9 protein-coding genes are annotated in these 15167 nt (G+C 65.1%); 1 reads left to right on the forward strand and 8 read right to left on the reverse strand.

Annotated features, from left to right (window positions below; all coding sequences use genetic code 11):
- From F757_RS34020 to F757_RS0123710, 8 genes are all read right to left on the reverse strand, one after another.
- Positions 1–3781, reverse strand: a 3781-nt coding sequence (locus F757_RS34020) for a non-ribosomal peptide synthetase (RefSeq protein ID WP_232221448.1), incomplete at its 3' end; no start/stop codon positions are given.
- Between the two features lie 126 nt (positions 3782–3907).
- The gene (locus tag F757_RS0123680) at positions 3908–7570 is read right to left on the reverse strand and encodes a condensation domain-containing protein (protein WP_027213554.1); all 3663 of its coding nucleotides are present in this window, start codon (positions 7568–7570) and stop codon (positions 3908–3910) included.
- A 226-nt stretch (positions 7571–7796) separates the two neighbouring features.
- Positions 7797–8615, reverse strand: a complete 819-nt coding sequence (locus F757_RS0123685) for an ATP-binding cassette domain-containing protein (RefSeq protein WP_027213555.1) — start codon at positions 8613–8615, stop codon at positions 7797–7799.
- 17 nt (positions 8616–8632) lie between these two features.
- Complete coding sequence (locus tag F757_RS0123690) at positions 8633–10303, reverse strand: cyclic peptide export ABC transporter (RefSeq protein ID WP_027213556.1); 1671 nt, start codon at positions 10301–10303, stop codon at positions 8633–8635.
- 65 nt (positions 10304–10368) lie between these two features.
- Positions 10369–11253 (reverse strand): YqcI/YcgG family protein, encoded by an 885-nt coding sequence (locus F757_RS0123695; RefSeq protein WP_027213557.1) that lies wholly within the window; start codon positions 11251–11253, stop codon positions 10369–10371.
- A gap of 215 nt (positions 11254–11468) precedes the next feature.
- Positions 11469–12905, reverse strand: coding sequence for a peptide synthetase (locus F757_RS0123700; RefSeq protein ID WP_035467432.1), 1437 nt, complete (start codon positions 12903–12905; stop codon positions 11469–11471).
- Between the two features lie 76 nt (positions 12906–12981).
- A complete protein-coding gene (locus F757_RS0123705) occupies positions 12982–13875 on the reverse strand; it encodes a thioesterase II family protein (RefSeq protein ID WP_027213559.1) in 894 nt (297 codons plus the stop codon).
- An 18-nt stretch (positions 13876–13893) separates the two neighbouring features.
- On the reverse strand, positions 13894–14127 hold the full coding sequence (locus F757_RS0123710; RefSeq protein ID WP_027213560.1) for an MbtH family protein: 234 nt from the start codon (positions 14125–14127) through the stop codon (positions 13894–13896).
- Positions 14128–14460: 333 nt separating this feature from the next.
- Here F757_RS0123710 and F757_RS0123715 point away from each other — a divergent pair, with 333 nt between their 5' ends.
- Positions 14461–15096, forward strand: coding sequence for a nitroreductase family protein (locus F757_RS0123715; RefSeq protein WP_027213561.1), 636 nt, complete (start codon positions 14461–14463; stop codon positions 15094–15096).
- Positions 15097–15167 lie beyond the last annotated feature (71 nt).

Consider the following 15167-nt stretch of genomic DNA (forward strand, 5'->3'; position numbering starts at 1 on the left):
CGCCGCCGCCCACGTGACGAGGCGCGACAACCAGCATCAACGGCAAGTGACTGCGGTTATGCGCCTCAACGGCTCGCACCTGCAGCAGGCTTTGCGTATCGTTTCTTGCTGCGCTTTCCGCATTTGCCGCGGTTTCTGCGCTTGCTGCACCTTCTGCACCTTCTACATCTGCTGCACCTGCCGCACCTGCCGCACCTGCCGCACCTGCCGCACCTGCCGCACCTGCCGCCCCTGCCGCACCTGCCGCGCTGGCAGTGTCCGTCGTGCTCGCTGCGTCCCTCGCGTTCGTTGCACTAGATGCGCCCATTGCATCGCGCGCTTGCACAGCTGCCGCCGCTTCCCTCGCCGTCGTTACCTGAGCCCTCCCCATTGCACCCAGCGCATCATCGAGCGGGTAATTTTCAAACACGATGAGACTATCGAACAGCGCATCGACGCTCGAATCCGCCCATTGCTGCAAGCTCGCGAGCGGAGTGTGCTCGACCTCGCGCAACTGCGCGTTGTGCCGTTGCAGCGCGGCGAGCCACGAGCGCAACGGCGCGTGCGATTCGACGTCGACCCACAGCGGCAGGCTGTTGATGAAAAGACCAACCGTCGATTGCGCATCCGGCAGATCCACCGGCCGGCCTGACACGGTCATACCAAACGCTACTTGCGTGCGCCCGGAGAAGCGCGCGAGCACTAGCGCCCACGCTGCCTGCACGAGTGTATTCAGCGTGACCTGCGCGCGCTGGGCGGCGCGCTTCAGGCGCGCGTGCGAGGCGCCGTCGAGTTCCCGGACCAGCGCTTTGGCCTGCGCTCCAACGGCGCTGTTCCCGGACGACGGCCGCAACGCACTGCCGAGCGCATCGGCAAGGCGCGCCGGATCATCTCGCGTTGCGAGCCGTGCGCGCCAGAACGCAGCGGTGTCGGGCTGATCGCGCAGCCAGCGAACGTAAGACTCATAAGGCGTACCAGGCGACGTATCGGGAACGCTTCCGGCCTCGATCGCCGCATACGCGCGCGCCACTTCCGCCACGACCTGTGCGGTACTCCAGCCATCGGTCAGCGCATGATGGTGAGTCCATACAAGATCGTGCGCGCCGTCGGGACGCCCGAAAACATCGACGCGCATCAGCGGCGCCACCCCCGGCTCGAAGCCGCGCGCGATGAGCGCCTGCCGTGCGGCGTCGTACGCGGCGTCATATTGCTCGTCTGTGCATGCCTCGACAGTCGAACCCGGCGCCGCATCGGCAACGCGCGCATGTACTTCAAACGGCATACGCACATGCCGCTCGACGACCTGCAACGGCTCGCCGCCCGCAGGCCACACGAAGCGCGTGCGCAAGACGGGATGACGCGCGATCACCGCGTCCCACGCCGCGCGCATCGTGTCGATATGGAGCGCGTCGATCGTCAGGCGCAACTGCGACACATACATGCCCGGCTCGCCGTCGAGCATGCCGTGAAAGAGCAGCCCCTGCTGCATCGGCGTCGCCGGGTAGACGGTTTCGACGGCGTCGCGCGAAACGCCGGCCTGTGCGAACCAGGACGCGTTGCTGCTGAATTCGACGGCGCACGATACGTCGGCGTTCTGGGCGGCTGCCGCCGAGACTGCGTTGAGCTCGCCAGCGGCCCCCGTTGCGGCGCTAATAGCTGGCCAAACCTCGGCGGATGCGGCCCTAGGGGCACCAGAAGAAGTGCTTGCGTTTTCCTGTGCGCGCGCAGGCGCAGTGGCGCGTGCAGTCGCGCTCTCGCTCGTCGATGCGCTCACATTGCCAGGTTCACCCGCTGGTGCGCGGGCGTGCCCGAGCGCCGCCGCTGGCGCCTGGCCACTTGCACTTGCACTTGCACTTGCATTTGCACTTGCATTTGCATTTGCACTTGCATGCCCCTGCGCCTGCGCATGCGCCGCCGCATTCGCCCGCCCGCCCATCATTGCCACCGGCACCGCCACCCGCGCCGCAGCCTCGATAGTCGGATGGTCGAACATCTGCTTGGGCGTCAGTTTCAGGCCCGCGGCGCGCGCCTTCGCGATGATCTGCAAGCTCAGAATCGAGTCCCCGCCAATCTCGAAGTAATTGTCCGTTATGCCGATATCGTCGCGTTTGAGCACGAGCCGCCAGATGCCCGCGAGCGTGCGTTCTGCGTCGTTGCGCGGCTCTACGCGCGCCGCACTCACGGCCCCGCTCTGCTGCTGCGGCACCGGCAACGCGGCGCGGTCGACCTTGCCGTTGGCGGTGAGCGGCAACGCCGCCAGCACCTGTAGCGACGACGGCACCATGTAGTCCGGCAAATCCGCGGCTAGACGTGTGCGGATCGCATCGACGTCGAGCGTCCCGCTAGCGCTCAGATAGGCGACGAGGCGCGGCGCCGCGCCCTCGCTATCCGCATGTGCAATCACCACGGCATCCCGCACGCCCTCCTCGATGCGCAGGCGGGCGGCGATTTCTTCCGGCTCGACGCGAAAACCGCGAATCTTCACCTGGTCGTCGAGACGTCCGAGAAACGCAAATTCGCCGTCGGGCAAGCGGCGGCTGCGATCGCCCGTCCGGTAACGCCGTGTGCCGTGGCCAGCGGGATCGGGCACGAAACGCTCGGCGGTCAACGACGGCCGGTTCAGGTAGCCATACGCGACACTCGCACCGCCAATGCACAGTTCGCCTGCCGCGCCCTTCGGCACGGGGTTGCCGTCTACATCGACGATGCGTGCGTCAACATGCGCAAGTGGCTTGCCGAGCGGCAACGTCGCCGCCCGGCTGTGGGCGCCCGAGCGTGTCAGCACGCCGACGGCGGTCTCGGTCGGCCCATAGTGATTGATCAGCCGGCACTCCGGACGCAGCAACGCAACGCGCTCCGCAAGGCGCGTCGGCGCTGGCTCGCCGCCCAGTACGAGGCAACGGCGCGGCAAGGCCCGCTCGGGAAATTGCGCCTGCAGCAGCGCGTCGAGATGGCTCGGCACGACCTTCAGCAGATCGACGGCATGCGCGTGCATGTAGTCGGCGAATGCGTTGGGATCGGCGACGACATCGGCGTCGAGCAGATGCAGCGTCCAGCCATGCCACAGTGCGCCGAACAGCGACGTGTGACCGAGGTCGGCCGCGGGCGTCGACAGATAGGCGGCGCTCGCGACGTCCTCGGGCAGCCGTTCGCAGACGCCGCGCAAATACGCGGCGAGCGCGGCATGGCTCAACACGACACCCTTCGGACGGCCGGTGGAGCCCGAGGTGTAGATCACATAGGCAGGCCACGCGAGAATCCTGTCGTCGGCCTGCGAATGCAACGCGGCGAGATCGGCGGGCTCCGCAGAAATGACGCTCGTGGCGCCACCGGTGTTGCCGATGCCCACATGCACCGCATGCGGATTCAGTTGCACCACACCGTTGGGCAGCCAGGCGCAATTGGGCGCAGCGTCGCCCGCGCCTTCGCCACCCGCATCATCTCTCGTTGCACCCACCGCCTTGCCCATCACCACCACCCGCGCGCCGCAGTCCTCGGCCTGCCAGCGCAGCCGCGCTTGCGGCAACGCGGGGTCGAGCGGCACATAGCAAGCGCGCACTCGCCACACCGCGAGAATCGTCGCGACGAGCGCGGCGCAGCGCGGCAATGCAATCACTACGCGATCGCCGGGCCGCACGCCTGCATCGACGAGCGCAGTGGCAAGCTGCCCCGACCACGCCCATAAATCGCGCCAGGCGAGCGACCCGGCGCTGTCGACGAGTGCAACGGCGTGCGGCCGTTCGATGGCAAACCGCGCAACGCGCGCAGGCAGGAAATCGGTGTCGAAGTGGATGGCTTGCATGGTGTCCGTGGTGTGATCCAGGTGTCTGACGCCCGCGCGAGCGAGCGCGGGCCACTGTTTTAGAGGTAAGTCGAGATGTCGCTGGCGCCGCAACGGCGCTGTGAAAGCGCGGCTAAAGCCACGCGTTCACAACGCGTAAGCCCCCGCATCCGGCGCAGTGCTTTCAGCCGCTTCATCGTCGTCGAGGTGGAATGCGCCGAGCGCGCGCGAGGGCGTGTCCGCGATCTGCTCGAGCAAAGCAACGTAGTGGCGCGCGAACTGCGCGATGAACGCATCGTCGTAAAGCGCAACGGCGTACGCGAACACGCAGCGCAGTTCGCCGGCGCCCTCTCGGAATACATCGAGCGCGAGTTCGAAGCGGGCGTCGCTCGCGTCAGCGTCGATCAGTTCGCATTGCACGCCGTCCAGATCGAGCGCCGTGTCGAATTCGTCGTGCAGCACGAACTTGATCTGCGCGAGCGGACTGCCGCCCGCGCGGCGTCCTGGCTGCAGCGCAGCTACGACGCGCTCGAACGGCACGTCTGCATTCGCCTGCGCGTCGATGCTGTCGTTGCGCACCTCGCGCAGCAATGCGGCAAACGGCTGCGTGCTTTTCACGGATGCGCGCATTGCCAACGTGTTGACGAAGAAGCCGATCAACTCCTCGGTTTCGAGCCGGTCGCGACCGGCGACGGGCACCGCGATTGCGACGTCATGCGCGCCGCTGTACCGCGACAGCAACGCGGCGAACGCGGCGAGCAGCACCATGAACAAGGTGGCGTTTTCCGCGCGCGCGAGCGACTCGAGGCGGCTCGCCAGAGCAACGGAAATGCGTGCGCCCACGCGCGCGGCATGCGGCGCGTAGGCACGGCCGCGTTCGTGAACGGTCGGCAGGTCGAGCAAAGCGTCGTAGCCTGCGAGACGGCTGCGCCAGTAGTGAAGTTGTGCGTCGAGTTGCGCGCCGCCGTCGGCGTCAAAGCGCTCGCGCTGCCATGCCGCGTAGTCGGCGTATTGGACTGCCGGTGCAGGCAGCACGGACAGCGCGGGCAGTGCGTCAATGCCGGCACGCTGCGCGGCACGATAACCGGCGGCGAAATCGCGCAGCAAAACATTGATCGACCAACCGTCGGCGACAATGTGATGCATGACGAAGTGCAGTATGTGCCGCTCATCGCCGCGCAGGAAGAGCGTCGCGCGAAAGAGCGGCCCGCCTGTCAGATCGAAGGGTTCGCGCGCGCGTCGACGCAACTGGGCGTCGAAATGTTCGTCGGTACTGTTGCGGGCGTCGATGGTTTGCCAGTGCCACGCGTCGCGAAGATCGGCCGCTTCGGTCACCGCCGTGATTAGTTGGCGCGGTGCGTCGCCGCTATCGTCAAAGCGCGTACGCAGCATCTCGTGACGCAAAACCAGCGCATCGAGCGCGCTCTTCACCCGATGTACATCGAGCGGCCCTGTCAAAGAGAGCGCCGCAGAAATGTTGTAGGCAGGGCTATCCGGATCGAGTTGCCACAGCATCCAGAGGCGTTCCTGCGGCAAGGACAGCGGCGCCGAACCGCGCTCGCTTGCAGCGCGGCGCGTCAGGGGGACAACGCTTGCGCCGGCTTGCGCAGGCGTTGCCCTGCGCGCCTCCAGCACGCCCGCCAGTTCCTTAAGCTTCGGATGACTAAACAGAAGCCCCACTGGCACGTCGCGCCCCAGTTGTGCACGCAGCCGCGATGCGACCTTCGCCGCGAGCAGCGAACGGCCGCCCAGCGCGAAAAAGTCGTCGTTTGCGTCGGGTGTCGGCACGTCGAGCACGTCGCTCCAGATCTGCGCGATGACCTGCTCAGTCGGCGTCAACGTCGTGCCGCCCGCCTCTGGCGTGCTCGCGCCCGTTGCACTGGTTCGCAGCCGCGACGATCTTGCGTCGTGTATCGCGAACGGCAGGAGCGCGCCGCTTTGCCACGCGGCCACGCATGCGCTGCGCTGCAATTTTCCACTGGACGTGCGCGGCAGGTCCCCGGGTTCGAGCAGCAGAATCAGTGCAGCTTCATACTGGAATGCATCGCCAAGCGCTGCGGCGATCGCGTTGAAGATAGTCTCCGGCGCCGCCTGCCGCGCCCTGCCGCGTGGCACTTCCGCTGCGATGCCAATCGCCTCCGCGCCGTCGGCGGTCTCGACAGGAAACGCGGTGACGCGCCCGCGCCGCAGCCATTCGACACGCTCCGCAAGCACTGTTTCAAGGTCCTGCGGATACACGTTCTCGCCGCGCAGCACGATCATGTCTTTGCGGCGTCCGCAGAAAAAGAACTGACCGCCGTGGACAAAACCCAGATCGCCAGTGCGCAGCCAGCGTCCCGGAAAACCCGGCGCGTCGTCGAGAAACACCTCGGCCGTGGCCTGCGGGTTGTGCCAGTAGCCATGTGTGATGCTGGGACCGGCACACCATACTTCGCCGACGTGACCGTCCGGCAGGCGCTTGCCCGTCTGCGGATCGACAATCGCAAGCTCGTGGCCAAAGGCGGTTACACCGCAACCGACGACGGCCTTGTCGTCCCCGCGGCCACTGGGGTCAGTGGGGTCAGTGGGGTCATGGTGCTCTCCGCAAGCACCATGACCGCCGCCATTCGCAGCAGCCACGGGTCGCGCGACCGGCAGTGCCTGCGCAAGCGCGGACGCGGAAAAGCGCGTCTCGGGCGAGCCCGAGCCCACCTCGACGCCCGTGAAAAACAGCGTCGCCTCGGCGAGGCCATAGCACGCGTACATCGCGCGCGGGTCGAGGCCGTGGGCGCTGAAACGCTGAGCGAAACCGTCGAGCGTCGTCTGGCGAATCGGCTCCGAACCGCAGAACGCGACGCGCAGCGACGACAGATCGAGTCCGGCCAGTTGCGCATCGCGCACGCGGTCCGTGCATAGTCGATACGCAAAGTCCGGGCCGCCAGTCACGCTCGCGCGCTCGCGTGCGATACCCGCCAGCCAGCGCGCCGGACGCTCCAGAAAATGCAGTGGCGAAATCAGGCTGACCTGGAAGCCGCACAGCACCGGCATCAGCACGCTGCCGATCAGCCCCATGTCGTGATACAGCGGCAGCCACGAGAACATGCGGTCGCCGGGCCGGCAACCCATGCCGCGCGACATCGCACTCACGTTCACGCATACGTTCGCATGACTAACCATCACCCCTTTCGGCGATGAGGTCGAGCCGGACGTGTACTGCAAAAACGCTATTGCGCCAGGTTCCGCGCGCTCGATGCAAAAGTATTCGTCGGGGCTCGCCTCGTCCAGCGACAGTAGCGTCGCGCCGTTCAGCTCCAGCTCGCATTCAGGGCCGCCCGACACGCCACGCGAGGCGCGGTCCACCACTGCGATTCGCGCCATGCAATCGTCCGAAATGCGCCGCAGCCGTTCTATGTGTCCGCTTTGCAGCGCCTGCGGCGGATACGCCGGAACCGCGATCATTCCTGCATACTGGCAGGCAAAAAACGACGTTACGTAATCGAGGCCGCTCGGCAGCATCAGCAGCACGCGGTCATTCTGTGCGCCGTGCTTGCGCAGGCGTGCCGCGAGACGCCGCGCGCGTGCATCCAGCTCGCTGTAGGTCAGTTCGTGAGCGTCCATCTCGCCGTCGGCGAGAAAACGCACCGCCACCTGGTCGGGGCGTTCGCGAACGTGTAGCTTCATCACCGTGACGAGGTCAAGCGCGGGCGCCGCAGCTGTCTGAGACTGCGCTTCGCTGAACAACCCGGTGCTATCGACTTCCTCGCTCTGCGCCGCGCGATTCACCGCGTACTGGTCCGCGCCATCATGGCGCGGCGTATTGGTAACAGACATCCTCGCCTCCCGAGATATGCCGCGCGCCGCGCGGCCGTCATCGCCCTGCACCGCATCGGCGCGGCGCAAGACAAGCGTCGCCGTCGCATGCATTGCGCCGGCGGCGTGAATATCGTCATTGCGGGGAAAGCAAGGCGTCTCTTGGGAACGCCGTTATGTGATACCGGTCAGCCGTGCCGGCGCGCTTTGCATCACGCGGATACGAGGCCCGGTCGGCAGATACCGGTCAATACGCGAAACTGATCGGCGTACCGCCGCGCGGATGCGCCACGGTGCCCATCGGCACGCCGTAAATTGCGCCGAGCATCTTTTCTTCGATCAACTCCGCTGCGCTGCCGCTCGCGAGCAGACGGCCGCCCTTGAGCGCGACCAAGTCGTCGCAGAAACGCGCCGCCATGTTGACGTCGTGCAGCACGACCACCACGCCGAGGCCGCGTTGCTGGCTCAGCGTGCGCACGAGGTCGAGCACTTCCAGTTGATGCGAGATGTCGAGCGCCGAGATCGGTTCGTCGAGCAGCAGACACTGACTGTCCTGCGCGACCAGCATCGCGATCCACGCGCGTTGCCGCTCGCCGCCCGAGAGACTGTCCACCGCGCGGTCCGCGAAACGCGCAATGTCCGTGAGTTCCATCGCCTCGTGCACCTTGTCGGCGTCCACGCCGGTAAAGCGCCCAAGCGCGCCGTGCCACGGATAGCGGCCAAGCGCCACGAGCTCGCGCACCGTCATGCCGGTCGCCGCCGGCTGCTGTTGCGGCAGATACGCGACCTGACGCGCAAACTCGCGGTTCTCCCACTCACGCAGCGGCCGCCCCGCGAAACGCAGCATGCCTGCGCTGGGCGCCTGCTGACGCGCGAGCAGTTTGAGCAGCGTCGATTTGCCGGAGCCGTTGTGACCGATCAGGCCGCACACGCGTCCTTTCGGCAGCGTCAGCGCGAGCGGATGCAACAGCACGCGCTCGCCGATGCGAAACGACACGCCGTCGAGTTCGTACATCGGCTCGCCCTGCGCGACAGGGGCAGAGAAAACGGACGGATTGTCGTTCATGAAAGATGAATCCTGAATCATTGATAAGCGGACGCCAGGCTCGCGGCATGCGCGGCGCCAGGGCCGGGGCCGGGGCCGGGGCCGGGGCCGTCTTCGACGATCTGGCCGAAGTCCAGCTTGATGAAGCGCTCGGCAAGATGAAAGTAGCGATCGTCGTGCGTGATGACGAGCACGGTCTTGCCCTTCGCCTTCAGTTCGGGCAGCAGGCGCTTGTAGAACACGTCCTTGAAAAGCGGGTCCTGGTCCGCAGCCCATTCGTCGAACACATAGAACGGACGATCTTCCAGATACGCGACGACCAGCGCAAGCCGTTTGCGTTGACCCTGCGAGAGGTCCAGGGTCGAAAACCTGCCGTCCTTCACGCTGACCTTGTGATCGAGCTGCAGATCGACGAGCAGTTGTTGCGCAAGCGCGTCGAGTCCTTCGGCATGCATGCCGAGCAGCGTGTCGAACAGGAAGAAGTCGCTGAATACGACGGAAAAGTGCTGACGGTAGGCGTCGCGCCGCGCTTCGTCGACAGGCTCGCCGTTCAGCAGCACGCGTCCGCTCTCGGGCACGTACAGTCCCACCAGCATTTTAGCGAGCGTGGTCTTGCCGCTGCCGTTGCCGCCGATCAGATAGACGAGCTCGCCTGGCCGGAACGTCAGATCGACTGGCCCGAGCGTGAACACCTCGTTTTCCTTCTCGCGGAAGTAGCGATGCGTAGCGCCGTCGAGCGCAATGCTTTCGAACGAGGCCGCGACCGGCGGTTCGAGCATGACCTCGCGCGGCAGCTCTGCATTGACCTGCTCGATGCGTTCCAGAGCGACGCGCGCCGAACTGAGGCTCGGAATCGCGGACAGCACGGCTTCAATCGGCATGATCATGTAGACGAACACAATCGCGTAACCCGACATGACATGAGGATCGACTCTGATGTAGCGCGCGAACACGAAGAGCGTGAGGCCGATGAACGCGAACAGAATGAAATTGCCCCAGCTCGTCGCCGCCGCATACAGCATGTAGCCGCGCGTACGCTGCACCCGCACCGCTTCGACATTGCTCGCGAGCGTGTCCTCGACGAACGCATTTTTGCGGGCCCGATGCAGCTTCAGTTCCTTGGCACCGTCGAAGAGCGCGCGGAAATGCTTGACGAGATCGTCCTCGCGTTTGCGCGACGCACGCAAATGGAACATGGCACGGGTGTGCGCATAGCGAAAGCCCGCCATGCCCAGCACGATGGTGACCATCGCGACAAGCAGGATCGGCCACGACATATAGCCGAGATAAGCGAGACAGCCGACGATCACCGCGCTTTGCATCGCAAGCGAGGGCAGGCTCACGAAAAACACCACGATCGTGTCCAGATCCTGCGTGAGGACAGCAAGCGATTTCGCCGCACCCTGCTTTTCCAGCTGTGCAAACGCAGCGTCGCCAATGCGACGAATGGTGCGCATGCGCAGGGTCGCTTTGGCCTGTTGGCCGAGCCACATGAAGAGCGACTGCGCGAGCGCACGCATCGCGAGCACACCGAGCCCCACCGCGAGGAACTGCATGCCGAGCCGCGCAAGGCCGTCAGGCGTCGCGACGAGCGCCTGATTGATGAGCGCGAGCAGCGCGGCATTGCCGAGGCCGCTGAGCACGCTCGCAATGAGCGCCGCGGCGATCATCCAGCGCGACTTGCTGACCAGTTGCAAAAGTACGGACATGAAGCTCCTTTCATTGCGGCTTGAATGCGCGAGGACGCGAGCGGCGTCCTCGCGCGCCGGCCGCGTCAGTTGTCGACACCTCGCGCATCGTCTTCATGCGCGAAGGCTCTTTCGTGTTCGTTGCGCGCCCCATGCGCAGGCACATGACGGCGTGCCTGCATAGCGTGAGCACCCGCTTGCGCGCGGCGCTTCAGGAACGGACAGCGCTCCTCGATGGGCGCGTTGGCGTCGTCGAGAAAGTACTGTTTCCATTCCAGGTTGCCCGGGTCTCCATAAAAACCAAGGTCAGGGTGCGCGGGAATATCGTCCCATGTTTCGAGGCGCTTGCGCACCTGGTTGCGTGCCTCGCGGCCAATCACCTTGTTCGTGATGGTATCAACGAACACCGAACGCGGCTGGAACAGCAGCACCATGCCGGGACCCAGATTGCGGCTATGACGCGCGCGAAACGACGGGCACGCGCATACGACGAACATCTGCACGCCTGCGTACGAGAACTCCCATGCTTCGTCCATCGGGTCGGGCTGCTGATCCGCCGCCGGGTCCGGGTCGATGTCGTGCAACTGCTGCAGAATGCCCCAGAACAGCATTCTGTACGCATCGTGCGAAAGCGGCTCCGGGTCCGGCTCGAAAAACACCGCGATGTTGTTCCTCCTGTATTGCGGCTGCAATGCAAGCTCCGCGAAGGTTTGCATCGTCGCAGGCAGATCGCGCAGATCGCGGCCGTTGACGAACGAGTAGAACATCTCGCCGCGCCGCTCGGCCATCGTGCCGAAAAAACACGGATACGCCGGGTCGAGCACGTGCTCGCGCAGCGTCGCATACGACGCGTCCAGCCATGCGGGCGCGGACACCGCCGCTCCCGTCGCCTTGCCGGCAATGATCCGGCTCTTCCAGTCGCTGACCTCGAATCGATCGGCCTCTGCCATAGCACTAGTGCCTGCTTGCATCGTTCGCTCTCTCTTCCTGACCCACTGTTGCGCGCGTCGAACGCGCGAGGCATCCCGCGCCGGGTGACGGGGACATCGATACTGCTGTCGTGGGGAAGAGGCACCTTTGTTGTCGATCTTTGCCGTGGGCGCCTGCATGATGCTGCTCGCTTTTTGCTCGCTTCTTGCTCGCTTACTGCTTGGTTTCTGCTCCGTTGCTTACCCGCTTCGCGTGCTCACGTCGAGGCGGCCGCCGGCTCGTCGAGCTCCGCGACGAGGGCTTCGACCCACTCGTCGGGAATGATCGGCTGGTGATACGTACACTCGCCAGATACCACGGTCGAGCCATGCAGGCGGCCATCCGGAATCAGCACCATGTCGCCTTTGTGCATGGGGAGTTGCATGCCGACGTTACCCCAGAAGAGCATGTCGCCCTCCTCGATCGTGACGAGACGATGGTCGTTGTGTACATGCGTGGTCGAGCACATTTCGTGCGGCTCCACAAACGTCTCGCGGTCGATACCCGGACACTCCGCATCGATCCGCGAGCTGATGCGATGCGCGAAAGCGACATAGTCGCGAATCGACGAAAGCCAGCGCAGTTGCTCGCCGAGGTCCCAGCGCGCGCGCCCGGCGAGCCGCTCGCCAGCGACAAGACCCTGCACGCACTGAGCGCGCGCCGCGTCGCCGAAATTGTCCGCCACGCGCCGCAATGCGCGCGTGCAGCGCTGTTCCAGCGCGCTTTTCAATGCAGTTGCGTCGGCGGGCCCGCGGCCGGCCGGCTTCAGATGCGCGCACGCCCTCTCCAGCGCAAGCCCGAACGCGAGCCATTCGGCTTCGGCCGCGAAGGCCGCGCCGATCAGGCCAAACGCGCGATCCGGCCGTCGTGCGAGCGCATACAGCAGGTTGCATTTCGCAGTGCTGGTCGGCAGATAGAACTGCCAGTACGCGTGCTGCCTGCCCGTGACGCCGCTTGCGGCCGCAACGCGTTCGAACAGTGCGTCGTCCGGTGCTGCGTGATGAAGGCCTGGCCGTTCATCGGGCGGCAGCATGTCGAAGAAGCCGCTTGCGCCGGCTCGCGCGAGCGCGCGGCGCTTCGAGACCGCGAGCGCCCAGCGCTGGACCATGATGAAGCGCAGCCCCTCTTCCAGGTAGTCGTTTCGCATGAGCCGCTCGAACGTGGCACTCCAGAATGCGAGTTCCTCGTCTACGATGCCGGTAACGCGCGCGCTCGCAGCGCTGGCGTTTTCACTCACGTCGACGTCTTTGGTCAGGTATTCGAACGCATAGGCTTCGAGAAACGGCGCGATCTGCGCACCGAGCTCGCGCGTGTCTTCGCGGTAGAAGTCGGTAAAGCGCTGCCAGTCTGCCGGCTGCGCGCCGGCAGGTGCACGCGCGACGTCGAGCTCGTAGATCGACATCAGCGTGCGGCCGGAGGCGAGCGCCGGCAGACGGCTCACGTTGTGCTCCCGCACCGGCTTCATGAACTTGAGGAAGTCGAAGTCCTCGGGCCGCAGGGGGCGGCGGTGAAAGTCGTCGTCGAGGAGCAGTTCGTCGACAGTGGCACTGCGAAACGGCTGTGCGGCCGCGAACTGTTTGATGAGCGCGACGTAGCGCTCGCTGTGGCCAACGAACGGCGAGAAATCGAAGATCGGCAGCGAAGCCTGGCTCATGGTCATTCGGTCCTTATCCGGGTTGCCTCAAACTGCGAGTGAATGGAGGTGAAGCATCTCGCGCGAAAGACTCACACTACGGCTCCGCGCAACGGTTTGCTCGGGCGCCTGCGCACGGTGAGTCGTGCGGCTGCGGTATGTGTTGCGGCAGTTGCGGCTGTTGCGGCCCTTGCGCGCGCTGGGCGAGCTGCGTATGCCGGATACTTCGCGCGAGCGATCCGGCGACGACTGCGAGTACCGCCTCGCGCGCCGTGTCGATGAAAAAGTGCCCGCCGTCGAACCGGTGCACCGCGCAGGGGCCGCGCGTCTGCTGCGCCCATGCATGAACATCTGCGGCGTGTGCCGTGGCGGGATCGTCCCGGCCGACGAAGACGTCGATGGGACAATCGAGCATGGCCGCCGCGCTGCCCCCCGCCGCCAGACGCGCCTTGGTGCGCGCTGGATGAATGCCGCACAAATGAAAGTCGGCGCGTAACAACGGCAGCATGAAGTCGACGAAATCCGCATCGTCGAGCAATTCGGCCGGCGTACCGCCGCGTTCGCGCAGGCAGGCAATCATTTCGGTATGCGAACAGTTCAGCCAATTCGTTTCGTGTTTACGGCGGACCGGCGAGATGGTGGCGGAGGCACCGAACCACACTGGTGCTGGTTTGCCTCTCTCGCGCAGCGCATGCATGAGTTCCAGTCCGACGAGCGAGCCCATGCTGTGGCCGAACAAGGCAAACGGTGCACCGTCGTTCACCAGAGTGAGCAGTTCGTCAGCGAGTTGTTCGACGAGCGCGGGCCATTCCGTATGCACCGGCTCGGCACGGCGCATACCGTGACCAGGCAATTCGAGTGTGCGCACCCGTACGAAAGACGGCAGCAAGGCTTGCCACTCTCGATACACCGCGACGCTGCCGCCGGCGTGCGCAAGGCAGACGAGCGTGAGCGCGCTGGACGCGTGCCGAACGCGATTTGACGAGTTCATTGGTTCAGCGCGCGCGCATCACGCATTGGTGACGCCTTCGGGCGCTGCGCTGTCGGCCATTGCCTGACGCAAGCTGAGCGGACGCATATCGGTCCAGACCTCATCGATCCATTGGAGGCATTCGTCCTTCCTGCCGGACTTGCCGGCTTCGCGCCAGCCAGCGGGAATAGCCTTGTAGTCAGGCCAGATCGAATACTGTTCTTCATGATTTACAACGACAACGAAATTCGTGTTTTCGTCACCCCAGCTCATCGCGGCTCCTGAATGAAGTTGTCTGCGTCTGGTTGATCCGGTGAAGGCCCGGTTGCTTTGCGCCTAAGCACCGCTGGTTCGCAGCGAGACGCGCGGTTTATCCGCCGAGCATCTAAATGCGAATCATTTTCATTTAAATCTACTCGTCGATCACGGCGTGTGTCAAGTGAGCAAGATGCCCCGTTCAATCGACTCAAAAGCAACGCAAACGTATGCGGCCAGCGAAACCGGAGCTTAAGGCAAAATCTTTCGTCAGACAAGCAAATAAGAATCATTTGCATTATGCGGCGTTTCTCGCCATCATCCGTTTCATCGAAAACACGGTCAATCGCCATGGAAAACTCGCAGCGCTCCGCTAACCACGAGGTCGTCGTCGCCGCTTCGTCGCCAACGCAGCGGGCATTCTTCGACACCCTGCTCTCACGCCGGTCCTCGTGGCCGCTCGCCGAACCGGGGCCCAACGAAACCGAGCTGGCCCTGATCTTCGACGCCGCGATGCGTGCGCCGGACCACGGCGCATTGCGTCCGTGGCGCTTTGCGCTGATACGCGACGACGCGCGCGCCGAGTTCGGCGAAGTGCTCGTGGACGTCGCCGCGCGCCGGGAACCGGCGAGTCCGCGCGCGCAGCACGAACATCGGCGGCAACTTGCGTACACGGCGCCGCTTGTCATCGTGATAGCCGCAGCAACTTGCAGCGACTCGCACATTCCGGAGACCGAACAGCTCCTTGCGGTCGGCGCCGCCGCGATGAACATGCTCAATGCAATTCACGCACTTGGCTATGCCGGCTTCTGGGCGACCGGCGCGGACGCCTATGACCCGAACCTGCAAGCCGCGCTCGACTTCGAGCCGTCCGAGCGCGTGCTGGGGTTTCTGTTCGTCGGGACACCGAAGTCTCGCGAAGCTTCAGCCGCGCGGCCGCCGCATTCGCTTTACGTACGTGAGTGGCTGGGGCGCACGTCGATCTAAAGCATCGCCAGGCCGTTTCTGCCGCGTTCATCCGGCACTGTGCGTCGAGCATTAGTCAGATACCGACCACC

Source organism: Burkholderia sp. WSM2232, from assembly GCF_000472545.1.
Classification (GTDB): domain Bacteria; phylum Pseudomonadota; class Gammaproteobacteria; order Burkholderiales; family Burkholderiaceae; genus Paraburkholderia.